The following is a 25,956-nucleotide window of genomic DNA, read 5'->3' as shown; positions in this document are numbered from 1 at the left end:
GGTCCGGCAACCTGCCGGACACCTGCGGCTCGTGAGACGGGTAGGAAGCCCGCTTCACGGCCGACGGTCCATCACCCGGGCCAGCTCGGTGCGGGAGCGGATTCCCAGGACGGCGAAGATGTTGCGCAGATGGTGATCGACCGTCCGGGGGCTGACCGAGAGCCGCCGGGCCACCTCCCGGTTGGTGGCTCCCTCCGCGACACAGCGGGCGATCCGCTGCTGCTGGGGGGTGAGCGCGGCCGTGGGCCCGCTGTCGGCGGCCGGAGCCTCCACCGCCTCGCCGGCGGCGCGCAGTTCGCCGGCGGCCCGGTCCACCCAGGCGCGGGCGGAGCAGCGCTCGAAGCCGACCAGCGCGTCCCGGAGCGGGCCGCGCGCCTCCCGGGTGCGCCGCCGTCTGCGCAGCCACTGGCCGTACAGGAGTTGGGTACGGGCGCGCTCGAAGTCGCCGCCGGCCCGGTCGTGGTGGGCGAGCGCTTCCGCGTACCGCGCTTCGGCCTCGTCGGCGGGGCCCAGCAGCGCACGGCAGCGGGCGAGTTGGGCGGGGGCGTGCGGATCGACGGTGCGGCCGGTCCAGATCGCGAACTCGCGTACGGCGTCGGTCAGCTCGTCCGCCCACTCGCCGGCGTGGCCGGCCAGTACGGCGGCTTCGACGTAGCACGGGAGCGCGAGCATCCGGATGCCGAAGTGGCCGTGGCGGGGTCCGGGGCGTACCAGTGGGGCGAGCCGCGCGGCCGCCTCTTCGGTGCGGCCCGCCGCCAGGTCGGCGCGGGCCACCGCCCAGGTGGCCAGGGTGGCGGCCTGGGCGAGGCCGTGCGGCCCGGCCCCGGCGAGCGCGGTGTCCGCGTGGGCCGCGCATGCCTCGGCGGGCCCCTCCACCGACGCGGTGAGCGCGAGCACCGCGTGGAGATGGGTGGTGGCGTTGGGCTGCCCGGTACGGCGGGCCGCGTGCAGGCCCTCCAGTGCGTGGGCCCGCGCCCTGGCGTGCCGGCCGGCCCGGAGTTCGGCGTAGGCGAGCTGTTCGAGGGCGTGCGCGAGGAGGGCGTCGGGGCCTCTGCCCCGTACGGCGGCCAGCGCGCGGGCCCCGGCCCGGCAGGCGCTCTCCGCCTCGCCGACCACCAGCGCGCAGGCGCCCGCCCGGAGGAGCGCCTGGGGGTCCTCGTCGGCTTCGGCGGCGCGCAGGCACTGCGCCAGCAGTTCGTGGCCCTCGGCCATCCGTCCCGCGAACACGGCCCGTACACCGGCGAGGTAGGGCGCGACGGCCGGGTCGTGCGGGTGGGCGCCGACGCGGTCCAGGGCGTCGAGGTAGGCGATGGCGTCGCCGCCCGCCCAGGCGGCCTCGGCCGCAGCGAGCAGGGCGGCGACGGCGCGCGCCGGATCGTGGGGCGTGAGCCCGGCCGCGGCGGCGAGGAGCGCCTCGTGGGCGTCGGTCGCCGGGCCGTCCCGCAGGGCGAGCATCCCGCGCGTGAACCGCGTGAGCGCGCTCGCCGGTACGGGCCGGATCGTGCGGGTTCCCGGGTCGGCGGCGACCCGGGTGAGGAGGGCGCGGGCGCGGCCGGTGTCGCCCGCGAGGCGGGCGTGTTCGGCGGCCTCGGCGAACCGGGCGGCACGGTCCGCCTCGTCCGTGGAGAGCAGGGCGGCGCGGGTGAGGGCGGCCGCGCGTTCGGCGTGCGGCCGGGGCGCGGTGGCCGCACGCTCCAGCGCGCCGGCGAGGGCCGCGTCCGGCCCAGGCGCGGCGCAGGCGCGCTGCACCAGGGCGGGCAGCGGATGGGCGGAGACCCGGCCGAGCAGCGCCGCGAGGAGGTCGTGAGCGGCGCGCCGGTGCGCGGGCGGGGCGTGCCGCAGCACCGCGCGGCCCAGCAGGGGATGGCTGAAATGGACGCGGCTGCCGGCTCGTTCCACGACTCCGGGGATACCGCCGGGCCCGAAGAGCACCCGGTCGAGCAGAGTGGCGCCGAGTCCGGCCCGGGTGCCGGCCCGCAGCAGCAGCCCGGCGTCGGCCCCGGTGCCCTCCGGCTCGTGCTCCTGGGCGGCGGCGGCCAGCAGCAGCAGGGTCCGGGTCTCGGCGGAGAGGCCGTCGAGCCGGGCGGCGTGCGCGTCGAGCACGCTCTCGCCACCGGGCAGCGGGAAGGGCAGCACCGTGCGGCCGGCCAGCTGGTCCGCGGTGAGGTGCCCGACGAGCCCGGCGAGCAGCCGCGGGTTGCCCGCCGCCTCCCGCAGCAGCTCGGCGCGGACCACCGGGTCGATGTCGGGGACCTTGCCGGTGCAGCGCTCCAGCAGGCAGGCGGCCGCCTCGTCGTCGAGCGGGCCGAGGCGCAGGGCGGGGAGTCCGGCGAAGCTGGTCTCGTCGGCCGACGAGACCAGCACGGCGGCCCGGCTGCCCGCCCCGAGCCGACGGGCAGCGAAGCCGAGTGCCTCCCGGGACGCGGGGTCCCAGGCGTGCGCGTCGTCCACACAGACCAGCACCGGCTGGCAGGCGCCGGTCTCCCGCAGCAGGGTGAGCAGCGTCTCGGGGGTGAGGCCGGAGCGCAGCACACGCTCGGGCGGTACGGAGAGCGGGCCGGGGGCCGAGCAGAGCAGGGCGTGCAGCCCGCTGTGCGGGAGGCGGCGCTCGGCGGGGACGGCCGTCACGTGCAGCACGGGCCCCCGGTTCCGGGCGCGGTGTGTCTCGGCTGCCGCGTCCAGCAGGGCGCTGCGGCCGAGGCCGGGCGGCGCGGTCACCACGAGCGCACCGCCGTCGCCCTGCGCGAGGCGGCCGAGGAGGGTTTCCACCATGGCGAGTTCGCCGCTGCGGCCGTACAGCCGGAGCGGACTGTGCACGGTCGTCGAGGGGGTCACACCCGCACGTTACGTCCGCGTAAACAGGGCCGGAAGACACCCGTCCGCTCCTTGTCCCGGAACAGCCGGGTGCGGGGCGCCGTCCCAGGGGAACGGCCTGCCGGCTGTGCGCGCGCACAGATTCCGGTGCGCTCCCCGGCCTGCGGCGTACTTTCGTGCGATGACGAACCGCCTCCGCACCGAAGCGCACACCGGGTTCCGCACCGAGGACGGCCTGACCCTGCGGTACTGGTCCTGGTCCCGCGACCCCCACCTGGCTCTGCCTCCGGTGGTGCTGCTGCACGGTTTCGCCGCGCACGCCCGGCTGAACTGGGACGGCCCCGGGGTGGTGGAGGCCCTTCTCGCGGCCGGCCGCCGGGTGTACGCGCTGGACGCCCGGGGCCACGGCACCTCCGACCGGCCGCACGACGAGGCCCACTACGGCGAGGAGTTGATGGCGGGCGACGTCCGGCTCCTCGCCGACCTGCTGGGCGCGGACGAGTACCACCTCGCCGGGTACTCGATGGGCGCGATCGTCGCGCTGCTCACCGCGGCGGCCGACCCCCGGGTCACCCGGCTGGTCATCGGAGGCGTCGGCGCGGGTGTGGTGGAGGTCGGCGGCCTGGACACCCGGGCGATGCCGCCCGAGCTGGTGTGGGCCGCGCTGACCGCGGAGGACCTGACGACCGTTCCCGAACAGGCGCGCGCGTTCCGGGCCTTGGCCGACGCCACCGGTTCCGACCGGCACGCCCTGGCCGCCCAGGTACGCGCGGCGTTCCGGGGACCGGTACCGCTGGACCGGATCACGGCACCCTCCCTCGTACTGGCCGGGGACGCCGACCCGCTGGCGGTCCGCCCCGAGGTGCTGGCGGGCGCGATCCGGGGCGCCCGGCTGACGGTGCTCCCCGGCGACCACCTGACGGTGGTGCGCGAGCCCGGATTCGCCGCAACGATCACGGAGTTCCTCGCGGCGGGGTGAGCGGCGGGGTGAGCCGGACTCCCCGGGGGTGAGCCGGAGACCGCGTGTGGCAGAGTGAGCCGCCGCCCCAGGGGGGCCGCCCGACGAGGCCCCTGCGGGCCCTGCGGGTCGCAGACGGAAGCGGACGGCCGGCGACGGGCGGGCTTCCCGCGCCTCCCGCGCCTCCCGCCCCTCGCCCCGCATCCCGCATCCCGCATCCCGCACCACCCGTTCCAGGAGTACGTCATGAACGCCAAGCGCCACCGCCTGCTGCTCGCCGCCGTCACCCCCCTGCTCGCACCCGGAGAGCGGGTCGAGGTATCGACCATCGTGAACCTGAGGACGGTCTCCGTACGCAGGACGGCGGCCTTCGCGGCTGCCTCGGCGATCCTCAGCGCGGGCGCCGTGAGCGTGATCCCCGTACCGGTACCGATGTACCTGGTGATGACAGACCGTCACTTCTTCGTCTTCCGGGCCAACCCGAACTTCGCCCGGCCCGAGGAGCATCTGATGACGTTCGCGCGGGCCGGACTCGTCCGCACCGAGATCAGGGAGCGTCTGCTCAACTCGTCCTTCGTCGTTTCCTCGCCCGACGACGTGCAGGGCCTGCGGATCGTCTTCCCGCTGGTCGGCCGCAAGGACCGGAACGCGATAGCCGCCGCGCTGCCGGTGGCCGACTGAGCCCGGGTACCCGCGGCCCGCGAGCGCGAGGAGCCGGACCGCCGCGTACGGCGATCCGGCTCCCGGGCGTGCGGCCCTGCGGTCATACGGTCCTACGAGGTGTGCGGGCAGGTGCCCCGGTACTCGGAGATGGTCAGGCTCGCCGAGGGGACCGGGCAGAGGAACTGCTCGTAGCGGGTGTCATTGTCGATGAAGCGCTTCAGCCACGAGAGGCTGTACTTCGCGATCGTCGTGTTCGACGAGTTCGGTGTGAAGTGGGTGGCGCCGCGCAGCTCCAGGTAGGCCTTGTCCAGCGTGCCCGGCAGCGTGTTGTAGAACGGCTTGGAGTGGGTGAGCACGGGGGCGATGGTGTCGCCGTCGGCGCCGATCACCAGGGTGGGTGTGCGCACCTCGGGCCAGGTGGTGTCGGTGTTCCAGCCGGTCAGCGGGATGGCGGCCTTGAGCGAGGTACGGCTCTTCGCGGCCTCCAGGGTGCCACCGCCGCCCATGGAGTGGCCCATGACGCCGAGGCGGGAGGAGTCGATCCGGGTGCGCACCGAGCTGCTCTGCGTGAGGTAGTCGAGCGCGGCCAGGAGCTGGCGGCCCCGGCTGTCGGGCTGGTCGAGCGTGGTGTTGGTGTCGATGGTGAAGACGACGAAGCCCTGCGAGGCGAGGCGCGGGCCGAGCCACGCGATGCTCGACTGGTAGGCGGTGAATCCGGGCGCGATGACGACCGCTCCGAAGGTGCCGTCCGCCGTGGAGGTCGGGTAGTAGATCGTGCCGCCGCCGAAGCCGGTGACGCCGAGCGAGGAGACGGAGGTCTGCGAGGTGGCGTACGAGCCGCGCAGCGCCTCGATGCTGGAGGAGGTCGGCGCGGGGCCGCGCTCGTAGGGGTTGGTGGCGGCCTGCGCTCCGGCCGGGTCGAAGGCGGTGAGGAGACCGGCGGTGACCGCCGCCGCGGCGAACAGGCCCTTGGCGGCACGGAAGCGGCTCGTGGGCGTCCCGCGGTGCGATGCGGTGGAGCCGGGGGTGAGGAGATGCTGCACGGGGGTCCTCTCGGTGGGGGCGTACCCCGCCGGGCATCTCCCGGGGACCGTCGTGCGAGGCCCGGGGTGCACCGCGTGGTACCGCCGCGTCGTTTCGCTGGCGGTGGCCACTCTGGCGGTGCTCCCCGGGGTCGCGCATCGGCGAGATCGCCGGTCTCGGGAACCGTGGGCTCCCCGTACGGGATTCAGCGGACGGGGTGTCCGGCTTCCCGCAGGGCGCCCTTGACCTCGGAGATCCGCAGGTCGCCGAAGTGGAAGACGGACGCGGCGAGGACGGCGTCGGCCCCGGCGCCCACGGCGGGCGCGAAGTCGGCGAGCCGGCCGGCACCGCCGGAGGCGATGACGGGGACGGTGACCCGGGCGCGTACCGCCTGGATCATCTCGGTGTCGTAGCCGTCCTTGGTGCCGTCGGCGTCCATCGAGTTGAGCAGGATCTCGCCCGCGCCCAGTTCGGCGGCCCGGTGCGCCCACTCGACGGCGTCGATGCCGGTGCCCCGGCGGCCGCCGTGCGTGGTGACCTCGAAGGTGCCTTCCGGGGTGCGGCGGGCGTCGACGGAGAGCACGAGGACCTGGCTGCCGAAGCGCTGGGCGATCTCGCGGATCAGCTCCGGGCGGGCGATGGCGGCGGTGTTGACGCCGACCTTGTCCGCACCGGCGCGCAGCAGCTTGTCGACGTCCTCGGTGGTGCGGACGCCGCCGCCCACCGTGAGCGGGATGAAGACCTGCTCGGCGGTGCGGCGGACCACGTCGTAGGTGGTCTCCCGGTCACCGCTGGAGGCGGTGATGTCCAGGAAGGTCAACTCGTCGGCGCCCTCGGCGTCGTACAACTTGGCCATCTCGACGGGGTCGCCCGCGTCGCGCAGGTTCTGGAAGTTGACGCCCTTGACGACCCGGCCGTTGTCGACGTCCAGGCAGGGGATCACACGTACGGCGAGGCTCATCGGTCGCCTCCGCGGAAGGCCTCGATCTCGACCTCGACGACCAGGCTGGGGTCGACGAGGCCCGAGACGACGACCATCGTGGCGACCGGCCGGACGTCGTCGAAGAGTTCCTTGTGGGCGCGGCCCACGTCGTCGGCGTCCCGGGCGTGGGTGAGGTACATGCGGGTGCGCACGACGTCCTCACGGCCGAGGCCGGCCTGCGCCAGAGCCGCGAAGGCCACCTCGAAAGCGGTGACGGCCTGCTCGTACGGAGAGCCGGCCGAGATCTCGCCCTTGACGACGGAGGTGCAGCCCGCCACCAGGACGAGGCCGCCGGGGAGTTCGACGGCGCGGGCGTAGCCGAACTTCTCCTCCCAGGGCGCCCCGGACTGGATCCGGCGCACGCCTGCCGCCGCCCCGGAAGCCGCGGGTGCAGGTGTGGGTGCGGAGTCCGTCATGCGGCGACCGCCTTGAGCGCCTCTTCCAGGGTGAACGCCTTGGCGTAGAGCGCCTTGCCGACGATCGCGCCCTCGACGCCTTCCGGCACCAGCAGCGAGATCGCGCGCAGGTCGTCCAGCGAGGAGACGCCGCCGGAGGCGACGACCGGGCGGTCGGTGGCGGCGCAGACGTCGCGGAGCAGGCCGAGGTTGGGGCCCTGGAGGGTGCCGTCCTTGGCGATGTCGGTGACGACGTAGCGGGCGCAGCCCTCGGAGTCGAGGCGGGCGAGCGTCTCGTAGAGGTCGCCGCCGTCGCGGGTCCAGCCGCGGCCGCGCAGGGTGGTGCCGCGGACGTCGAGGCCGACCGCGATCTTGTCGCCGTACTCGGCGATGACCTTGGCGACCCACTCGGGGGTCTCCAGGGCGGCGGTACCGAGGTTGACGCGGCGGCAGCCGGTGGCGAGGGCGGCCTCCAGCGAGGCGTCGTCGCGGATGCCTCCGGAGAGCTCGACCTTGATGTCCATGGCTCCGGCGACCTCGGCGATCAGCGCGCGGTTGTCGCCGGTGCCGAAGGCGGCGTCGAGGTCGACGAGGTGGAGCCACTCGGCGCCGGCGGACTGCCAGGCGAGGGCCGCCTCCAGCGGGGAGCCGTAGGAGGTCTCGGAGCCGGACTCGCCGTGCACGAGACGGACGGCCTGTCCGTCGCGGACGTCGACGGCGGGAAGGAGTTCAAGCTTCGGCATTACAGCGTCTCGATCCAGTTGGTCAGCAGCTCTGCGCCGGCGTCGCCGGACTTCTCGGGGTGGAACTGGGTGGCCCACAGCGCGCCGTTCTCCACGGCCGCCACGAACCGCTCGCCGTGCGTGGCCCAGGTGACGCGGGGGACGCGGATCTTGGCGTTGGTGACTTCGAGGGTCCAGTCGTGCGCCGCGTAGGAGTGCACGAAGTAGTAGCGGGCCTCGGGGTCGAGTCCGGCGAAGAGCCGGCTGTCCTCGGGTGCCTCGACGGTGTTCCAGCCCATGTGCGGGACGACGTCCGCCTTGAGCGGGCCGACGGTGCCGGGCCACTCGTCCAGGCCCTCGGTCTCCACGCCGTGCTCGATGCCCCGCTCGAAGAGGACCTGCATTCCGACGCAGATGCCCATCACGGGGCGGCCTCCGGAGAGCCGGCGGCCGATGATCCAGTCGCCGCGGGCGGCCTTGAGGCCGCCCATGCAGGCGGAGAAGGCACCGACGCCGGGGACCAGGAGTCCTTCGGCGTTCATCGCCTTGTCGTAGTCACGTGTGATCTCGACGTCCGCGCCGACCCGGGCGAGTGCCCGCTCGGCGGACCGGACGTTGCCGAAGCCGTAGTCGAAGACGACGACCTTCTTCTTGTCGCTCATCGCTCTCCCCAGCCCCTCAGTCCCACAGTCCCTGGATCCGCAGCACTCCTGCGACCAGGCAGAACGCGGCGGCGATTCCGAGCAGCACGATGACGCCCCTGGGCATCCCCTGCTTGGCGAAGGAGTAGACGCCGCCGGCCAGGAAGAGGCCGACGACGATCAGGATGGTGTTGAGGCCGGTCACAGGGCGCCCTTCGTGGAAGGCAGGATTCCGGCCGCGCGCGGGTCGCGCTCGCTGGCGTAGCGCAGGGCCCGGGCGAGGGCCTTGAACTGGCACTCCACGATGTGGTGGGCGTTGCGGCCGTAGGGGACGTGGACGTGCAGGGCGATCTGGGCCTGCGCGACGAAGGACTCCAGGATGTGCCGGGTCATCGTGGTGTCGTACTCGCCGATCATCGGCGCCATCTTCTCCGGCTCGGTGTGCACCAGGTACGGGCGGCCGGAGAGGTCGACGGTGACCTGGGCGAGCGATTCGTCCAGCGGGACGGTGCAGTTGCCGAAGCGGTAGATGCCGACCTTGTCGCCGAGGGCCTGCTTGAAGGCGGCGCCGAGCGCGAGGGCGGTGTCCTCGATGGTGTGGTGGGAGTCGATGTGCAGGTCGCCCTCGGTCTTGACCGTGAGGTCGAAGAGGCCGTGGCGGCCGAGCTGGTCGAGCATGTGGTCGTAGAAGCCGACGCCGGTGGCGACATCGACCTTTCCGCTGCCGTCGAGGTTGATCTCGACCAGCACGGAGGTTTCCTTGGTGGTGCGTTCCACGCGGCCCACCCGGCTCTCGCCCGTCATGCGTCGTGCTCCTTCTTGATGTCGCGTACCGCGTCGAGGAACGCGTCGTTCTCTGCCGGGGTCCCGGCGGTGACCCGCAGCCACCCCGGTACGCCGTTGTCCCGGACCAGGACGCCCCGGTCGAGGATCGCCCGCCACACGGCGTGGCTGTCCTCGAAGCGGCCGAACTGGACGAAGTTGGCGTCCGAGTCGGTGACCTCGTACTCCAGGGCGCGGAGTTCGGCGACGATCCGGTCCCGCTCGCTCTTGAGCCGCTCGACGTACCCGAGGAGCGTATCGGTGTGCTCCAGGGCGGCCAGCGCGGTGGCCTGGGTGACGGAGGACAGGTGGTACGGCAGGCGCACCAGCTGGACGGCGTCGACCACGGCGGCGTCGGCCGCGAGATAGCCGAGGCGCAGCCCGGCGGCGCCGAACGCCTTCGACATGGTGCGGGAGAGCACCATGTTCGGCCGGCCCTCGATCAGCGGGAGCAGCGAGGGGCGGTGGCTGAACTCGCCGTACGCCTCGTCGACGACGACGAGGGACGGCCGGGCCGCCTGCGCCGCGCCGTACAGCGCGAGGACGGTGCCGGCGTCGACGGCGGTGCCGGTGGGGTTGTTCGGGGAGGTGATGAAGACGACGTGGGGGCGGTGCTCGGCGATGGCCTTCCTCGCCGCGTCGACGTCGATGGTGAAGTCCTCGTTGCGCGGGCCGGAGATCCAGCCGGTGCCGGTGCCGCGTGCGATGAGGGCGTGCATGGAGTACGAGGGTTCAAAGCCGATGGCGGTGCGGCCGGGGCCGGCGAAGGCCTGCATCAGCTGCTGGAGGACCTCGTTGGAGCCGTTGGCCGCCCAGACCTGTGCGGTGGTGACCCGGTGGCCGGCGGTGCGGCTGAGGTAGTCGGCGAGGCCGGTGCGCAGCTCGACGGCGTCCCGGTCGGGGTAGCGGTTGAGGTCGCGGGCGGCCGCGCGGACGCGTTCGGCGATCCGGTCGACGAGGGCGTCGGGCAGCGGGTAGGGGTTCTCGTTGGTGTTCAGCCGGACGGGTACGTCGAGCTGGGGGGCACCGTAGGGGGACTGGCCGCGCAGTTCCTCCCGGATCGGGAGGTCGTCGAGGCGGACCCGGCCGGTGGGGCCGTTGGTGCTGTCGTCGCTCACGCCTGGGGAACCTTCCAGCCGAACCGGGCCTTGAGTGCGGCGCCGTGGGCGGGGAGGTCCTCCGCCTCGGCGAGGGTCACCACGTGGTGGGTCACCTCGGCCAGTGCGTCGCGGGTGTAGTCGACGATGTGGATGCCGCGCAGGAAGGACTGCACGGAGAGGCCCGAGGAGTGGCAGGCGCAGCCGCCGGTGGGCAGCACGTGGTTGGAGCCCGCGCAGTAGTCGCCGAGGGAGACCGGCGACCAGGGGCCGACGAAGATCGCGCCGGCGTTGCGGACGCGGTCGGCGACGGCGGCGGCGTCGGTGGTCTGGATCTCCAGGTGTTCGGCGCCGTACGCGTCGACCACCTTCAGCCCGTCCGCCAGGTCGCGGACGAGGACGATCGCGGACTGCCGGCCGGCGAGGGCCGGCGCGATGCGGTCGGCGACGTGCTTGGAGGCGGCGACCTGGGGGGCGAGTTCGGCCTCGGTGGCGGCGGCGAGTTCCTCGGAGTCGGTGACGAGGACGGCGGCGGCCATCGGGTCGTGCTCGGCCTGGCTGATCAGGTCGGCGGCGATGTGGACCGGGTCGGCGGTGGAGTCCGCGAGGATCGCGATCTCGGTGGGTCCGGCCTCGGCGTCGATGCCGATGCGCCCCTTGAGGAGGCGCTTGGCGGCGGCGACGTAGATGTTGCCGGGGCCTGTGACGAGGTTCACCGGGCGGCAGCCGTCCTCGCCCTCGGTGCCGTAGGCGAAGAGGGCGATGGCCTGGGCGCCGCCGGCGGCGTACACCTCGTCCACGCCGAGCAGGGCGCAGGCGGCCAGGATGGTGGGGTGCGGCAGGCCGCCGAACTCCTTCTGCGGCGGGGAGGACACGGCGATGCCCTCGACGCCGGCCTCCTGGGCCGGGACGACGTTCATGACGACGGAGGACGGGTAGACCGAACGGCCGCCGGGCACGTAGAGGCCGACGCGCTCGACGGGCACCCACTTCTCGGTGACCGTGCCGCCGGGGACGACCTGGGTGGTGTGGGTGGTGCGGCGCTGTTCGCGGTGGACGAGGCGGGCGCGGCGGATCGACTCCTCGAGGGCGGCGCGGACGGCGGGGTCGAGCTCCCGCAGCGCGTCCGCGAGGGCGCCGGCCGGCACCCGGAGCGAATCCGGCCGTACGCCGTCGAATTTCTCCCCCCACTCGATCACTGCCGCGGAGCCACGATGGCGGACGTCCTCGCAGATGGGCCGCACCGTCTCCAGGGCGGCTTCCACGTCGAACTCGGCACGGGGCAGCAGGTCGCGCAGGGGGGCGCCCTCGGGGAGGACGTCGCCGCGCAGATCGATTCGAGTGATCACACCACCAATTCTCTCAGACCGCCCGAGCCGTCCGGTCGGCCGTATCAGTGGCTGATACACATCCGCGTCACTCTGTGTTCCTTTTTCTGTTCATACGGTCACACAGGGGGAAGAACGGCAGTAGGGCGTGTGCACAGGGAGGTCGCAAGTGACGGAGCCGCACGAGAGCGACATCCCGGAGGGACTCAGCGCCGCGGAGCTGGGCATGTGGCAGTCCTTCCGGAACGGAACCACCTTCGACCTGCGTACCCACGACCCCGCACGCGACGATCCGTTCGGCCCGCACATGTGGGGCCCGGGGCGCAGCGTCGGGGCGCGGGTCGTGGCCCGCCTGCTGCTGAGCGGCCCGCCGGCCAGACCGGGGCGGGTGGCGGCGCTGAAGCTCAGGGGTGTGCGCGTCACCGGCAAGCTGGATCTTGCGGGCGGCCGGGTCTCGCCGTACGTCGAGCTGACCGGCTGCCGGTTCGAGCAGGAGGTGATCTTCCCCGAGTGCCACTTCACGACGCTGCGGATGGTCGGCTGCGCGATGCCCCGGCTGGAGGCGGCCCGGCTGCACACCGAGGGCGACCTCCATCTGCCGCGCTGCCGGGTGGACCGGGGCGTGCGGCTGACGGACGCCCAGATCGGTACGGACCTGCTGATCAGCCAGATCAGCGTCGGCTGCGACCGGCGGGGCCGGGCGTTCGCCGCCGACGGGCTCAACGTGGCGCAGGACCTCCAGGCGGAGATGATCGAGACGTACGGCGAAGTCAGCCTGCGCGGGGCGACGGTGGGCGGTTCGCTGAGCCTGCGCGGCAGCAGGCTGCGGGCTGCGGAGGGGCGCAAGGCGCTGAACGCGCCGCAGTTGAGGGTGGAGCGGACGCTCTACCTGACCGAGGCGTGGGTGAGCACCGAGACGGGGTACCAGAGCACCACTCCCCCGTACGGCATCGTGCACGGCCCGACTTCGGACCTCACGCCCGCCCGCGGTTCGCGCTCGCAGATCTTCGAGTGCCGGGGCGGGGTCCGGCTGGACGACGGGCGGTTCGGGGACGTGCTGGACCTGCACCTGGCGCGGTTCGTGCTGGAGCCGCACGAGGAGCTGTCGCTGCGCCGGATCGTGGTGCCCGAGCTGCGGTTCAGCCTGGAGCGCCCCGACGAGGGCCGGGTCGTGCTGAACGGCGCGCGGGTAGTGACCCTGATCGACCTGTCCAGCAGCTGGCCGGGACCGGGCGGCCTCGCGATGGGCGGGTTCGTCTACGAGAACCTCGTCCCGTACGGCCACTTCCCGCTCTCCCGGCGCCTGGAGTGGGTGCTCGCCGCCACCCCGGAGTACGTCCCCGAGCCGTACGAGCGGCTGGCGACCGTGCTCCGCAACTGCGGTGAGGACGCGGACGCCCGGGAGGTGCTGCTCGCCAAGCAGCGCAGGCGCCGGGAGACGCTGCCGATCGCCGGGAAGCTGTGGGGGTTCCTCCAGGACTGGACGGTGGCGTACGGCTACCGGCCGGGGCGGGCGGCGGTGTGGATGGCCGTGCTCTGGGCGGCGAGCACCCTGGTCTTCTCCCGGCACGAACCGGCCTCGATCAAGGGCGACGAGCACCCGGAGTGGAATCCGGCGCTCTACGCCCTCGATCTGCTGATCCCGGTGATCGGTCTCGGCCAGGACGGCTACTGGCGGATGACGGGCGGCTGGCAGTGGATTTCCGCCGGACTGGTGCTGGTGGGGTGGGTTCTGGCCACCACGGTGGCCGCCGGAGCCTCCCGGCTGCTGCGTCGGGGGTGAGGGCAAGGGAGGTTGGGCGGGGCCCGGTCCCGCCTCCGGCACGGGAAGCCGGAGGCCGGACGGGGCCGGGACCGGCCTCCCCCGGAGGGTCGAATTCCAGCCAACCGCCGTCAGGTCCTCCACTCACTCCCAGAATCCCCCCGCGTCGGCACCAAAACTTCACAGCGCACCCCTGGTGCCACCCCCACCAGCGTTTTTCAATGGTCTGCACCATGCCCTCGCTCCGCGCTCTGCTCCGTACCGCGCGCAGGGTCCGGCACAGCCCCAGGCTGTCCGCCGGACTTCCCCCGGCCGACGCGGTCATGCTCGACGCCCCCGACCGCCGGCTCTCCCCCGCGCTGGTGGCCGCCGCCGAGGGCGCGTACGGGCCGGCCGCCGAGCTCCTCGCCGCCACCCGTGACGCCGCCGAATGGGAGTTGCGCGACCGCTACCTCGGCCGGCTGGTCGCCTTCGCCCGCAGCCGGGACGGCTGGCTGGACGACTGGCTGTCCGCCGCCCCCGGCGACCCGGACGCGCTGCTCGTCCGGGCCGGGCTCGCCGCGCGCAGGGCGTGGGAGTCTCCCGCGGCGGCGGAGCGGCTGCGCGAGATCGCCCCGCTGATCGGCGCGGCGGCCGAGGCCGACCCGCGCGACCCGGTCCCCTGGCACCTCGCCCTGGACCAGGCGCGGGGCACCCGTGCCCCGCACACCGTGTTCGAGTCGGTCTGGGAGGAGGCGGTCCGGCGCGCCCCGCACCACTACGGCTGCCACGTGGCGGCGCTGTACTACCTCTCCGCCGCCCGGCGGGGGTCGCACCGCTCGTGCTTCGACTTCGCCGAGCGGGCCGCCGAGGACGCCGCCCCGGACTCCCTGGTGCAGGGTCTGCCGGTGCGGGCCGCCGCCGCCCTGCTGCTCGACCCGGCGGCGGGTCGCACCGCCCCCGTACCGGACCGCCGGATCGACGATGCCGCCGACCTGGCGATCGGCCTCTCCGCCGCGTACGGCGCCGGGGACCCGTGGCCCGCCGAGATCCGCAACCTGCTCGCGTACGTCCTGGTGGTGCGGGGCCGCTGGAACGAGGCGCTGGAGCAGTTCCGGCTGATCGGGCCGTACGCCCAGTCGTTCCCGTGGTCCCGGTCCCTCCCGTGGGTCCAGCCCGTTCCCCGGGTCCGGTCCGTCCCGTGGTCCCGGGGGGTCCCGTCGCCCCCGCCCGTGCCGTCGTCCCGGGCCGTCCCGCGGTCGTCGGTCGCCGAGGACGCGCTGGCCCGCTTCCTGGACGCCAGGGACGCGGCGCGGCTCCAGGTGGCCTCGGCGACCCCCCTGTGGAACCGGGCCGCCCACGGCGGGCCCCTCGGCCATTACGCTTGAGCGTTGTGACCACAGCGCACCTGCCCCTCTTCCCGCTCAACGCGGTTCTGTTCCCCGGCCTCGTGCTGCCGTTGAACGTCTTCGAGGAGCGCTATCGCGCCCTGATGCGCGAGCTGCTGAAGACCGACGACGACGAGCCCCGCCGCTTCGTCGTGGTGGCCGTCCGCGACGGCCGGGAGACGGCGGTGACCGGCACCGGGATGCCCACGGGCGCGGCGGTCCCTGCCGATCTCGCGCCCGCCGACGGCTTCGGCGCCGACCCGATCCAGTCCTTCCACCGCGTCGGCTGCGTGGCGGACGCCGCCAAGATCCGTGAGCGCGCCGACGGCACCTTCGAGGTGCTGGCCACCGGCACCACCCGGGTCCGGCTGCTCTCCGTGGACGCGAGCGGCCCGTATCTGACCGCCGAGGTGGAGCACCTCGCCGAGGACGAGGAGGCCGGCGAGGCCCGGACCCTCGCCGAGGGCGTGATGCGGGCCTTCCGCACGTACCAGAAGCGACTGGCCGGGGCGAGCGAGCGGTCGCTGACCACGGGCGGCGACCTGCCGGACGAACCGTCCGTCGTCTCCTACCTGGTGGCCGCCGCCACCGTGCTGGACGTGGGCACGAAGCAGCGGCTGCTGCAGGCCCCGGACACCGCGACCCGGCTGCGGGAGGAACTCACCCTGCTCCGCAAGGAGACGGCGGTCATCCGCCATCTCCCCTCGCTGCCGGCCGTGGACCTCACCCGCGCCCCCACGCACCTGAACTGAACCGACCCCGATCCCGCCCCCGTCCGTACGGGTCGAGTACCTTCCGCCCGTGGCGAAGAAGACGAAGAAGCAGCAGCAGGGCGGTACCCCGGCAACGGTCGCGCTGACCGCGGCCGGGGCCGCCTTCACGGTTCACTCGTACGAGCACGACCCGGCGGCGCCCAGTTACGGCGAGGAGGCGGCCGAGGCCCTGGGCGTCTCCCCCGACCGGGTCTTCAAGACCCTGGTCGCCGACGTGGACGGCGAACTCACGGTGGCGGTGGTCCCGGTCGCGGGTTCACTGGACCTGAAGGCGCTCGCGTCGGCGGTCGGCGGCAAGCGGGCCGCCATGGCCGATCCGGCGGCGGCCGAGCGCACCACGGGGTACGTACGCGGCGGGATCTCCCCGCTGGGCCAGCGCAAGCGGCTCCGTACGGTCCTCGACGACACGGCCGGATCGCACCCGACCATCTGCGTCTCGGCCGGCCGCCGGGGCCTGGAGGTCGAACTCGCGGCGGCGGACCTGGCGCGGCTCACCGGTGCGGTGTTCGCGCCGATCGGGCGCGCGTAGCGGCGGACCGGGTCGACGGGCCGGGGGAGGCGCACCAGGGACCCGGAGGCCGGCCCCTCAGGCGGGCGGCTGCGGTCCGGCGGGGCCCTCCGGCTCGCTCTGCGCCCGGGCCCTCGTGACGGGCGCGTCGGGGGCGCCGGGCGCCTCGGGGGTGGCGTGCACCTCGGGGGTGGCGTGGGCCGGCCGCTCTTCCGTGCCGTACGGCGCCTCGGCGCCGCGCATCGACCAGTCGGCGTGCGTCCACTGCGCATCGGGGTCGGGGTCCCGGGGCGTGAAGGCCGCCGTGAGGATCAGGTGCACGACCATCGCGGCCACCGGCCAGGCGAGCAGCGCGCCCTTCGCGTTCAGCTTCAGCGGCGCGTCGAAGGTCGCCCCCTGGCCGGCCGCCTTGGCGTGGGCCACGACGTCCGAGGTCGGGCCGAGGGCGGCACCCAGCCACCAGGCGAGCAGCCCTCCCAGCAGCCCGCCGAGCGCCAGCGCGGCCACCGCCGGGATTCCGCCGTCGCGCCGCAGCAGGTAGACCACGACGGCCGAGACGACGCCGAAGCCGGCGCCGAGAAGGGCGAACGTGCCGTCCGCTCCGATCGCCTCCTCGCCCTCGCTGTCCTTGAGGTAGACGGCGGTGGCGTCCGAGACCAATGGGATGCGCGGGGAGAGCCAGAGCCAGAGCAGGCCCAGGGCGACACCCGCGACGGCCAGCACCACGGTGACGGCCGTGGCCCGGACGACCTCGGCCCGTGCCTCGGCGCGGGCGGGCGGCGACTGACCGGGGGCGAGGTGCGAACCCGTCGGACGAGCCGGCCAGGGATCGTAGGGCGTCGGCGGGTCGGGCGGCGTCAAGGGTGCGGTCACCGTGCCATCGTGCCAGGCGGCCACGCGTGGCGCCGCACCGGACCGGGTCACCGGGGCGGCTCACCGGCGCCGCACCGCCGCACGGCGGGCGACCGGCAGGTCAGCGCACGGCGGCCCGGCGGTAGGCCCAGGTCGCCACAGCGAGCGAGAGGACACCCACCGCCGCGCAGACCCCGAGGTCCAGGGCGACGACCGTCCAGTCCGGGTGCGCGTCGAAGGAGCGGGCCAGCGCCTCCACCCCGTACGTCGACGGCAGCAGGTCGCGCGCCCAGCGCACCACCTCCGGCAGCCGCTCGGCGGGCAGTACGCCCAGCAGCAGCGCCGCCGACATGCCGAGCTGTCCCAGCAGGGTGGCCAGTTCCTGGCGCGGCGCGAGGAGCCCCAGCGCGGCCCCCAGCCCGGCCAGCGCCGCCCCGGCCAGCGGGACCACGGCGACCAGCACCCACAGGTGCGACATCGGCAGCTGGAAGAGCGCGCTGCCCGCCACGGCGGTGAAGACGGTGCCCGGCACGGTGAAGGAGGCGTACGCGCCCGCCGCGCCCAGCACCACGGCCGCCGGCGGGACCGGCAGGGTGGCGTAGTGGTCGAGGCCGCCGTTGGCCCTCAGCTGGCCGAAGTACTGGGCGAGCAGATTGAGGGCGACGAAGGCGACCACCAGCACGCTGGAACCCGCGACCACGGACCGCGCCTCGGTGCCGCCGTCGACGACCCCGCGCATCATGACCATGATGCCGACGGACTGGAAGGTCGCCACGAACAGCAGCGGGATGCGGGCCACCCTGGCCCGGGAGAGCTGGGCCCGGTAGACGGCGGCGAGCGCCGGCAGCAGCCGGGCGCGCGGCGCCAGCGGGGCCGGTTCCCCCGCCCAGGACCCCGAGGCCGCCCCGGAGGACGTGTCCGGGGCGCCGGAAGCCTGCCCGCGACGCGGGGACACCGCCTCGGCGGGAACGATGCTCGTCACCTGGCGCTGCTCCCGTTCGATGCCATTCTTCGTCCGCACACGTCTCGTCCGCACACGTCTCGTCCGTCCACCCGGCCCCCGCCCGCCGGGGCCTCGGACTCCGCGGCAGCCCCCGCCGTCGCCCTCACGCCTTCACCAGTCCCTTGCGCGCGTCCGCCGCGTCCCCGCCGAGCGCCAGGTAGACGTCCTCCAGGCTGGGCGTCGCCAGGGTGAAGTCGTCCAGAGCCGCGAAGGCCGCGCCGCCGGTCACCGCGGCGACGGCGGCCCGTGCCTCGTCCGGTCCCAGGCGAAGCACCCAGCGCCGCCCGGACTCCTGCGCCGAAGGACGCAGGGCGGCGACCTCGGGGACGTCGAGCGGGGCGCGCTCGCGCCACATCAGCTCGACCCTGACCTCGCCGGCCACCTGCTCCTTGAGGCCCTTCGGGGTGTCGCAGGCGATGATCTTGCCGCGTTCGACGACGGCGACCCGGTCGAGGACCGTCTCCGCCTCGATGACGTTGTGGGTGACGAGCAGGACGGTCGCGCCGTGTTCGGCCCTGCGCCGGTCCACCGCGGCCCAGACGGAGCGCCGGGCGACGGGGTCCATGCCGGTGGTCGGCTCGTCCAGGATCAGCACCGGGCGCTGTCCGACGAGGACGGCGGCGAAGCAGGCGAGCCTGCGCTGGCCGCCCGAGAGCTTCTTCAGGGGGCGCCCGGCGAGTTCGGTGAGGCCGAGTTCCTCCAGTACGGCGTCGCGCTCGGCGCGGGCGTCGCGCGCGGAGAGGCCGCGCAGCCGCCCGGTGGTCTCGGCGGCGAGGGACACCGTGAGCTCGTCGAGGGCGGTGGACTCCTGGCCGAGGTAGCCGATGAGGCGGGAGGCGCGTTCGGGGTGGCGCACAAGGTCGTGGCCGAGCACCTCGACGCTGCCGGAGTCGGGGCGCATCAGGCCGGTGAGCTGGCGCACCAGGGTGGACTTGCCGGCGCCGTTGGGGCCGAGCAGCCCGAAGATCTCGCCGCCCCGCACCTCCAGGGTGACGCCGTCGGTGGCCCGTACCTCGGGCGCGGCGGGCGTGCCGCGGCGGCTCCGGACGGCCGGGTAGGTCTTCACCAGATCACGCACCGCGCACACGGTCCCGGTGGCCCTCAGTGCCTGTGCTGTGCCCGTACTCACGAGGTACGAGAGTACGGGGTCGGAGGGTCCGGATCGCGCCGGGGGCCGGTCCCGGGGGTTCCCGGCCGTTCACCGGGGGTCTCCGCGGGGGCCCGCCCGGTCATTCCGGGGCGGGGGCGTGCTCCACGGCAGCCGTGATGTCGATCTCGCGCCAGAAACCGGCCCGGATGGCGTAGCGGTCGTGCTCGTCGATCTGGTCGTCCTTGTGGGCGAGGAGTCCGAAGCGTGCCGCGTACCGCAGGAGCTCGCCGTCGATCCGGTGCGGGATGCGCGGGTACATGGTGGAGAGCTTCTGGAGGGGGACGGTCTCCGGCAGCCGTTCCATCCAGCGGCGGGCGAAGACCTGGCCGACCTCGAAGGGGTCGCCGCCCACGGTGGTGATGTCCTCCTCGCGGTCGGCCCAGCGCTGTTCGGCGGTGGTGACCTGGGCGAGGGTGGGCAGCGAGGCGGTCTCCGGGGGTTCCCCGAGCGGGCTCCGGTCGGCCCAGCCACGGTCCGAGGACCAGCGCAGCGTGGCGCTGGGGACCGGGGCGGACTGCGTCGCTGCGGCCGCGGGCGCACCGGCGGCGGCGCGGAGGGCGGCGAGGTCCTTCGGGGTGGGGACGCCCTTGGGGCCGTGGGCCGGCGCGGGCTCGTCCGGGGCGGTGTCCGGGCGGGGCGGGGCGGGGGCGCGGGCCGCCGCGGCCTGGGCCTCGGAGGCCCGTTCGGCCGAGGCCGCCAGGGCGGCCTCGGGCAGGGGCGCGGAGAGGATCGCGGCGATCTCGGGGCGCGGCCGGGGCTGCGGGGCGCAGATCCCGCCGTTCTCCTTGGCGCGGACGGCCTTGGTGATCCAGGCGCGGTCGAGCACGCGGCGCTCGTCGGCCTCGGCCACCAGGTCCTCGGACTGGTTGTAGTCCCCGTCCGCGGCCTGGACGGCCCAGAGGTGGACGGCGACGCCGTGTTCCTTGGCGGACATCAGTCCGGGCAGCAGATCGCCGTCGCCGGTCACCAGGACCACGTCGGAACAGGCGCGGTTGCGGGCCAGTTCGGTCAGTTCGGCGTGCATGGCCGCGTCGACGCCCTTCTGGGCCCACCGGCCGTCGCTGCGGGTGAGCGCCCCGAGCCGGACGGTGACGCGCGACATGACCCGCAGCCGACGGTGCTCGGGCTGCGGTACGCGGTCGGGGGCGCCGTCGAACCAGTAGATGCGCAGGAGGCGTTGCTCGGTGTCGGCCTCGGCCCGCTCGCGCAGACCCTGGATCAGGGCGGCGTGGTCGACGGTGATGCGCGAACGGGCGGGTTCGCCCGCCAGCAGACTCGCGGCTGCGCCCAGCAGGTATCCGGCGTCCACCAGGACGACGCAACGGTCCACGCGTTCCACCCTCTTCCGGAATTCGGCGAACGGCCGTTCAGGGTTTCCGTCGAGTCTGCCCGACCGCGCGTAAGGAGACGGCCGGAACTCGATCTTCGGCGTGGCGGATGCGGTGGAGGTTTCCCGTGAGAGGCCCGCCGGGCTGTCCACTACGGAAGGTAATGATCCAACATGCGTGCTCTGTGGGGCTATGTGAGTCTGACATCGGTCCTGGCAACCAGGACTCCCCACAGGAGGCATTCACCATGGCCAAGAACAAGAACCGTAAGCAGGGCAGCGAGCAGGACCGCGCGTCCGCGGCGGAGCGCGGAGCCGAGCAGGCGAAGTCGACGTCCTTCGAGGACCGGAACGCGTCGCAGTCGCAGGCCCAGGGCAGCCCCTCGGACGTGGCCCGCAAGCACCAGCGCCGTTTCGGCCACAACTGACGGCCGTACCAAGGCAGTAGGGCCTGTACTGGGTTGTCGCGCCGAGGATGGGGCGGGGCACCCCATACAGGCCCGAAGGGGCGCCCCCGCCGTCGTCGGCGGGGGCGCCCCTTCGCTCGTCGTTCACGGGCGCCGGGTCACGTGTCCGGGCGCCGCTGCGCTCAGCCGGCCAGGCAGGACGGGCCGAGCAGCACCTTGAGGTCGCCGAAGAGCGCCGGGTCGGGCTTGACGCGGTGCCGGTCGAGCCGCAGGACGGTGGTCTTGCGCGGGCCCTGGAGCTTGATGCGGACCTCGGTGTCGCCCCGGTGGCTGGCGAGCACTTCGCCGAGGCGGCTGACCATCGGGGGCGTGATCCGCACGGTGGGGATGGTGAGGACCACCGGCGCGTTGGTGCCCGCGTTCGAGATGTCGGGGACCTGCATCTCCATGGCGACGAGCCGGGGCACGTCCTCGCGCTTGTCGAGCCGCCCCTTGACGAAGACGACGGTGTCCTCCACCAGCTGGGTGGAGACCAGTTGGTAGGTGGCCGGGAAGAACATGCACTCGATGGCACCGGCGAGGTCCTCGACGGTGGCGATGGCCCAGGCGTTGCCCTGCTTGGTCATCTTCCGCTGGAGACCGGAGATGATGCCGCCGACGGTGACGACCGCGCCGTCGCTGTAGTCACCGCCGGTGAGTTGGGAGATCGAGGCGTCCGCCTTGTCGGAGAGGACGTGCTCCAGTCCGAAGAGCGGGTGGTCGGAGACGTAGAGGCCGAGCATCTCGCGTTCCTGGGCGAGCAGGTAGGACTTCTCCCACTCGATGTCCGAGAACTCGACGTCGAGACCGAAGCCCGGCTCGTCGCTCTCTTCCTCGCCCATGCCGCCGAAGAGGTCGAACTGCCCCTCGGCCTCCTTGCGCTTGACCTGGACCACGTTGTCGATCATCGGCTCGTGGTGGGCGACGAGTCCCTTGCGGGTGTGGCCCATCTCGTCGAAGGCACCGGCCTTGATGAGCGATTCCACGGTGCGCTTGTTGCAGACGACCGCTTCGACCTTGTCGAGGAAGTCGGGGAACGAGCTGTACTTCCCCTTCGCCTTGCGGCACCGGATGATCGAGTCCACCACGTTGGTACCGACGTTGCGCACGGCGGTGAGGCCGAAGAGGATCACGTCGTCACCCTGGGCGGCGAAGTTGGCCTCGGACTCGTTGACGTTCGGCGGGAGCACCTTGATGCCCATGCGCCGGCACTCGTTGAGGTAGATCGCCGACTTGTCCTTGTCGTCCTTGACCGAGGTCAGCAGGGCGGCCATGTACTCGGCGGGGTAGTTCGCCTTGAGGTAGGCGGTCCAGTAGGTGACGAGCCCGTACGCGGACGAGTGCGCCTTGTTGAACGCGTATCCGGCGAACGGCACCAGGACGTCCCAGAGCGCCTTGATCGCCGCGTCGGAGAAGCCGTTCTTCTTGGCGCCGGCCTCGAAGAGGACGAAGTTCTTCGCCAGCTCGTCGGCCTTCTTCTTGCCCATCACGCGGCGCAGGATGTCGGCCTCGCCGAGGGAGTACCCGGCGACGATCTGGGCCGCCTTCTGCACCTGCTCCTGGTAGACGATCAGACCGTAGGTGAGGCCGAGGACCTCCTTGAGGGGCTCCTCCAGCTCCGGGTGGATCGGGGTGATCTCCTGGCGGGCGTTCTTCCGCTCGGCGTAGTTCGTGTGCGAGTTCATGCCCATCGGGCCCGGCCGGTAGAGGGCCGAGACGGCGGAGATGTCCTCGAAGTTGTCGGGCTGCATCTGGCGGAGCAGCGAACGCATCGGCCCGCCGTCGAACTGGAAGACGCCGAGCGTGTCGCCCCGGCAGAGGAGTTCGTACGTCTTGGGGTCGTCCAGCGGCAGGGCGAGCATCTCCAGCTCGACGCCCTTGTTCGCCTTCACCATCTTGACGGCGTCGTCCATGATGGTGAGGTTGCGCAGGCCGAGGAAGTCCATCTTGAGCAGGCCGAGCGACTCGCACTGGGGGTAGTCCCACTGCGTGATGGTGACGCCGTCGGTGTGCCGGACCCAGACCGGGGCGTGGTCCACGATCGGTTCGCTGGACATGATCACGCCGGCCGCGTGCACGCCCATCTGCCGGACGAGGCCCTCGACGCCCTTGGCGGTGTCGATGACCTTCCTGACGTCCGGCTCGTTCTCGTACATCCCCCGGATCTCGCCGGCCTCGCTGTAGCGCGGGTGCTTGGGGTCGGTGATGCCGTTGAGGTCGATGCCCTTGCCGAGGACGTCGGCGGGCATGGCCTTGGTGAGGCGGTCGCCCATCGCGTACGGGTAGCCGAGGACGCGGGCGGAGTCCTTGATCGCGTTCTTCGCCTTGATCTTGCCGTACGTGCCGATCATGGCGACCTTGTCGGCGCCGTACTTCTCGGTGACGTAGCGGATCACCTCGACGCGCCGGCGTTCGTCGAAGTCGATGTCGACGTCGGGCATGGAGACGCGCTCGGGGTTGAGGAACCGCTCGAAGATCAGTCCGTGCTCGATCGGGTCGAGGTCGGTGATGCCCATGGCGTACGAGACGATCGAGCCGGCCGCGGAGCCTCGGCCGGGGCCGACCGCGATGCCGTTGTTCTTGGCCCACATGATGAAGTCGGCGACGACGAGGAAGTACCCCGGGAACCCCATCTGGATGATGATGTCCATCTCGTACTCGACCTGCTTCTGCCGGTCGTCGGGGATCCCGCCGGGGAAGCGGCGTTCCATGCCGACCCGGACCTCCTCCCGGAACCAGGTGACCTCCGTGTAGCCGTCCGGGATGTCGAACTTCGGCATGAGGTTCTTCGCCTCGAACATGCCGGCGGTGTCGATCTGCTGCGCGACCAGGAAGGTGTTGTCGCACCCCTGCTGCCAGGCGTCGGAGGAGTCGACCGCGTACATCTCCTCCGCGGTCTTGAGGTAGTAGCCGGTGCCGTCGAAGCGGAAGCGGTCCGGGTCGGAGAGGTTCTTGCCGGTCTGGATGCAGAGCAGGGCGTCGTGGGCGGTCGCCTCGTGCGCGTAGGTGTAGTGCGAGTCGTTCGTCACCAGCGGCGGGATGTTCAGCTTCTTGCCGATTTCGAGGAGCCCGTCGCGGACCCGGCGCTCGATCTCGATGCCGTGGTCCATGAGCTCCAGGAAGTACCTGCCCTCGCCGAAGATGTCCTTGTAGTCGGAGGCGGCCTGGACCGCCTCGTCGAACTGGCCGAGCCGCAGCCGGGTCTGCACCTCCCCGGAGGGGCACCCGGTGGAGGCGATCAGGCCCTCCGACCACTGGGAGATGGTCTCCCGGTCCATGCGCGGCCACTTCTGCAGCCAGCCCTCCGCGTACGCGTCCGAGGAGAGCTTGAAGAGGTTGTGCAGCCCGGTGGCGTTGGCGGCCCAGATCGTCTTGTGGGTGTAACCACCGGAACCGGAGACGTCGTCCCGCTTCTGGTGCGGCTGTCCCCACTGGATCTTCCGCTTGTGCTTCCGCGACTCGGGCGCGACGTACGCCTCGATGCCGATGATCGGCGTCACACCGGCCTTCTTCGCCGAGTGGAAGAAGTCGTACGCCCCGTGGAGGTTGCCGTGGTCCGTCATCGCGATGTGCGACATCCCCATGGTGTTGCACGCCTCGAACATGTCCTTGAGCCGCGCGGCACCGTCGAGCAGGGAGTACTGGGTGTGGACGTGCAGGTGCGTGAAGGGCGGCTTGGTCACGGCGCTGTGCCTCCGGGGGTTGACGGATGTGGCCCCGCCGCTCTCGGCCCGGGATGACGGGCGGGCGACGGGCGGCCAGCAAAGGGGAAGTGGGTCTCAGGGGGACAGCCCGGAAGTCTACGTCTCCGCGCTGACGAACGACGGGCACTTGCGAGTACGGTCACGCGTTGGAGGGGCGAGGACGCCTGTCCGATTTGTCATGAACGCCATGTTCGACGGTGCTCGACGGAGTTCGACGCCCTGTACCAGGAGGCACCCAGCGATGTCGGAACAGCTGAGCGGCGCGGAAGACCGCGGGGAGCGCATCCTCGCCGTCTTCGAGACCGCCTTCGGTGAGCTGCTGGCGGCCGACCCGGCCGCCTTCCAGGTCAAGTTCCGGAAGATGGCGGGCTCTGCCTTCGCCTTCTACCGGGGCACCGCCTGCCTGTTCTACGACGACCTGTCCCGGGAGCGGCTCGGCGGCCCGTACCTCGACGAGCGGACCGGCCGGGTCTGGATCCACGGGGACCTCCACGCGGAGAACTTCGGCACCTACATGGACGCCAACGGCCGCCTGGTCTTCAACGTCAACGACTTCGACGAGGCGTACATCGGCCCGTTCACCTGGGACCTCAAGCGCTTCGCCGCCTCCGTCGCCCTGATCGGTTACGCCAAGGCGCTCAGCGACGACCAGATCACCGAGCTGGTCCGCGTCTACGCCGCCGCGTACCGCGAGCGCATCCACGCGCTCGCGACCGGTGCGAAGAACGACGAGGTGCCGCCCTTCACCCTGGACACCGCCGACGGCCCGCTGCTCGGCGCGCTCCGGACGGCCCGGTCGCTCACCCGCTTCTCGCTGCTGGACTCCATGACGGAGATCCGCGACTTCGAGCGCAGGTTCGCGCCGGACGGTGGCGCCATCGACCTGGACGCGGCGACCCGCTACAAGGTCCTCGCCGCGTTCGACGGCTATCTGGAGACCCTGCCCGAGTCGAGCCTGACCCGCCCGGACTCCTACCGGGTGAAGGACGTGGTGGGCCGGCGGGGCATCGGCATCGGCTCGGCCGGCCTGCCCTCGTACAACATCCTGCTGGAGGGGAACAGCGACGCCCTGGAGAACGACGTCGTGATCTACCTCAAGCAGGCCCAGACGCCTGCCGTCTCCCGGCACATCACGGACCCCTCGGCGCGCGACTACTTCCAGCACGAGGGCCACCGCACGGTGATCTCGCAGCGGGCGCTCCAGGCCCACGCCGACCCGTGGCTGGGCTGGACCGAGCTGGACGGCACCGGTCAGCTGGTGGCCGAGGTCTCGCCGTACGCGGTGGACCTGGACTGGTCCGACATCGACGAGCCCGGCGAGATCGCGGCCGTCGTCGCCGACCTGGGCCGGGCGACGGCCACCATGCACGCGGCGGCCGACGACGAGAGCGGCCACTCGCTGGTGCCGTTCTCCACCGAGCGGGCCATCGACGCCGCCATCGAGGCCGACGAGGACGGCTTCGGCGATCTTCTCGTCGACTTCGCCCACAGCTACGGCGCACGGGCCCGCCGGGACCACCGGATCTTCGTGGACCTCTTCCGCAACGGCCGCATCCCGGGTCTCCGACCGGGCTCGTGACAGCCGCTCCGCCGGCCCTTCACCGGGGCCTTTAGCGGTC

Annotated in this window: 23 protein-coding genes; 8 read left to right on the top strand and 15 right to left on the bottom strand. The window is 73.0% G+C overall.

What is annotated here, in order from left to right; genetic code table 11:
- Positions 1-54 precede the first annotated feature (54 nt).
- Positions 55-2,835 carry a LuxR C-terminal-related transcriptional regulator gene (locus ACFYPN_RS01930; protein ID WP_389296442.1) on the bottom strand — a complete coding sequence of 927 codons (2,781 nt, stop codon included), beginning with the start codon at positions 2,833-2,835 and terminating at the stop codon, positions 55-57.
- Positions 2,836-2,995: 160 nt separating this feature from the next.
- On the opposite strand from ACFYPN_RS01930, the gene ACFYPN_RS01925 reads away from it, so the two are divergent.
- Positions 2,996-3,793: an alpha/beta hydrolase gene (locus ACFYPN_RS01925; protein ID WP_358761080.1), complete on the top strand. Its 798-nt coding sequence runs from the start codon at positions 2,996-2,998 to the stop codon at positions 3,791-3,793.
- A gap of 225 nt (positions 3,794-4,018) precedes the next feature.
- On the top strand, positions 4,019-4,453 hold the full coding sequence (locus ACFYPN_RS01920; RefSeq protein ID WP_389296441.1) for a hypothetical protein: 435 nt from the start codon (positions 4,019-4,021) through the stop codon (positions 4,451-4,453).
- A 92-nt stretch (positions 4,454-4,545) separates the two neighbouring features.
- Here the strand turns inward: ACFYPN_RS01920 and ACFYPN_RS01915 are convergent, their stop codons facing one another.
- From ACFYPN_RS01915 to hisD, 9 genes are all read right to left on the bottom strand, one after another.
- Positions 4,546-5,478: an alpha/beta hydrolase family protein gene (locus ACFYPN_RS01915; RefSeq protein ID WP_389296440.1), complete on the bottom strand. Its 933-nt coding sequence runs from the start codon at positions 5,476-5,478 to the stop codon at positions 4,546-4,548.
- Between the two features lie 185 nt (positions 5,479-5,663).
- Entirely contained in the window at positions 5,664-6,419 is a 756-nt protein-coding gene (hisF, locus tag ACFYPN_RS01910; RefSeq protein ID WP_358761078.1) for an imidazole glycerol phosphate synthase subunit HisF, read from the bottom strand.
- Entirely contained in the window at positions 6,416-6,856 is a 441-nt protein-coding gene (locus ACFYPN_RS01905) for a RidA family protein (protein WP_389296439.1), read from the bottom strand. Before ACFYPN_RS01905 ends, hisF begins: the two co-directional genes overlap by 4 nt.
- Positions 6,853-7,578, bottom strand: a complete 726-nt coding sequence (gene priA / locus ACFYPN_RS01900) for a bifunctional 1-(5-phosphoribosyl)-5-((5-phosphoribosylamino)methylideneamino)imidazole-4-carboxamide isomerase/phosphoribosylanthranilate isomerase PriA (RefSeq protein WP_358761076.1) — start codon at positions 7,576-7,578, stop codon at positions 6,853-6,855. The genes ACFYPN_RS01905 and priA overlap by 4 nt, the downstream gene beginning before the upstream one ends.
- A complete protein-coding gene (hisH, locus tag ACFYPN_RS01895) occupies positions 7,578-8,219 on the bottom strand; it encodes an imidazole glycerol phosphate synthase subunit HisH (RefSeq protein WP_358761075.1) in 642 nt (213 codons plus the stop codon). The genes priA and hisH overlap by 1 nt, the downstream gene beginning before the upstream one ends.
- Before the next feature lie 16 nt (positions 8,220-8,235).
- Positions 8,236-8,403, bottom strand: coding sequence for a hypothetical protein (locus ACFYPN_RS01890; protein ID WP_358761074.1), 168 nt, complete (start codon positions 8,401-8,403; stop codon positions 8,236-8,238).
- On the bottom strand, positions 8,400-9,002 hold the full coding sequence (gene hisB, locus ACFYPN_RS01885; protein ID WP_266710430.1) for an imidazoleglycerol-phosphate dehydratase HisB: 603 nt from the start codon (positions 9,000-9,002) through the stop codon (positions 8,400-8,402). The genes ACFYPN_RS01890 and hisB overlap by 4 nt, the downstream gene beginning before the upstream one ends.
- Positions 8,999-10,138 (bottom strand): histidinol-phosphate transaminase, encoded by a 1,140-nt coding sequence (locus ACFYPN_RS01880; RefSeq protein ID WP_389296438.1) that lies wholly within the window; start codon positions 10,136-10,138, stop codon positions 8,999-9,001. The genes hisB and ACFYPN_RS01880 overlap by 4 nt, the downstream gene beginning before the upstream one ends.
- Positions 10,135-11,466: a histidinol dehydrogenase gene (gene hisD, locus ACFYPN_RS01875; RefSeq protein ID WP_358761072.1), complete on the bottom strand. Its 1,332-nt coding sequence runs from the start codon at positions 11,464-11,466 to the stop codon at positions 10,135-10,137. Before hisD ends, ACFYPN_RS01880 begins: the two co-directional genes overlap by 4 nt.
- A gap of 148 nt (positions 11,467-11,614) precedes the next feature.
- Here hisD and ACFYPN_RS01870 point away from each other — a divergent pair, with 148 nt between their 5' ends.
- From ACFYPN_RS01870 to ybaK, 4 genes are all read left to right on the top strand, one after another.
- A complete protein-coding gene (locus ACFYPN_RS01870) occupies positions 11,615-13,228 on the top strand; it encodes an oxidoreductase (RefSeq protein WP_358761071.1) in 1,614 nt (537 codons plus the stop codon).
- A gap of 200 nt (positions 13,229-13,428) precedes the next feature.
- A complete protein-coding gene (locus tag ACFYPN_RS01865; protein ID WP_389296437.1) occupies positions 13,429-14,574 on the top strand; it encodes a hypothetical protein in 1,146 nt (381 codons plus the stop codon).
- A gap of 5 nt (positions 14,575-14,579) precedes the next feature.
- The gene (locus tag ACFYPN_RS01860; protein WP_358761069.1) at positions 14,580-15,326 is read left to right on the top strand and encodes an LON peptidase substrate-binding domain-containing protein; all 747 of its coding nucleotides are present in this window, start codon (positions 14,580-14,582) and stop codon (positions 15,324-15,326) included.
- Between the two features lie 49 nt (positions 15,327-15,375).
- A complete protein-coding gene (ybaK, locus tag ACFYPN_RS01855; protein WP_358761068.1) occupies positions 15,376-15,876 on the top strand; it encodes a Cys-tRNA(Pro) deacylase in 501 nt (166 codons plus the stop codon).
- A gap of 57 nt (positions 15,877-15,933) precedes the next feature.
- Here ybaK and ACFYPN_RS01850 read toward each other — a convergent pair whose 3' ends face one another.
- From ACFYPN_RS01850 to ACFYPN_RS01835, 4 genes are all read right to left on the bottom strand, one after another.
- Positions 15,934-16,728: an ABC transporter permease gene (locus ACFYPN_RS01850; protein WP_389296436.1), complete on the bottom strand. Its 795-nt coding sequence runs from the start codon at positions 16,726-16,728 to the stop codon at positions 15,934-15,936.
- A gap of 100 nt (positions 16,729-16,828) precedes the next feature.
- Complete coding sequence (locus ACFYPN_RS01845; protein WP_358761106.1) at positions 16,829-17,575, bottom strand: ABC transporter permease; 747 nt, start codon at positions 17,573-17,575, stop codon at positions 16,829-16,831.
- A 238-nt stretch (positions 17,576-17,813) separates the two neighbouring features.
- Positions 17,814-18,797, bottom strand: coding sequence for an ABC transporter ATP-binding protein (locus ACFYPN_RS01840; protein WP_389296580.1), 984 nt, complete (start codon positions 18,795-18,797; stop codon positions 17,814-17,816).
- A gap of 142 nt (positions 18,798-18,939) precedes the next feature.
- Positions 18,940-20,199: an NYN domain-containing protein gene (locus ACFYPN_RS01835; protein WP_389296435.1), complete on the bottom strand. Its 1,260-nt coding sequence runs from the start codon at positions 20,197-20,199 to the stop codon at positions 18,940-18,942.
- 236 nt (positions 20,200-20,435) lie between these two features.
- Here ACFYPN_RS01835 and ACFYPN_RS01830 point away from each other — a divergent pair, with 236 nt between their 5' ends.
- Positions 20,436-20,615 (top strand): hypothetical protein, encoded by a 180-nt coding sequence (locus ACFYPN_RS01830; protein ID WP_358761065.1) that lies wholly within the window; start codon positions 20,436-20,438, stop codon positions 20,613-20,615.
- Positions 20,616-20,776: 161 nt separating this feature from the next.
- On the opposite strand, the gene dnaE is transcribed toward ACFYPN_RS01830, so the two are convergent.
- Positions 20,777-24,316, bottom strand: coding sequence for a DNA polymerase III subunit alpha (gene dnaE, locus ACFYPN_RS01825; RefSeq protein ID WP_389296434.1), 3,540 nt, complete (start codon positions 24,314-24,316; stop codon positions 20,777-20,779).
- Between the two features lie 262 nt (positions 24,317-24,578).
- Between dnaE and ACFYPN_RS01820 the strand changes: the two genes are divergently transcribed.
- Positions 24,579-25,916: a DUF2252 domain-containing protein gene (locus ACFYPN_RS01820; RefSeq protein WP_389296433.1), complete on the top strand. Its 1,338-nt coding sequence runs from the start codon at positions 24,579-24,581 to the stop codon at positions 25,914-25,916.
- Positions 25,917-25,956 lie beyond the last annotated feature (40 nt).

Source organism: Streptomyces sp. NPDC005576, assembly GCF_042871745.1.
Classification (GTDB): domain Bacteria; phylum Actinomycetota; class Actinomycetes; order Streptomycetales; family Streptomycetaceae; genus Streptomyces.
Note: the sequence above shows the minus strand (reverse complement) of the source record. Positions and strands in the feature narration are given on the sequence as shown.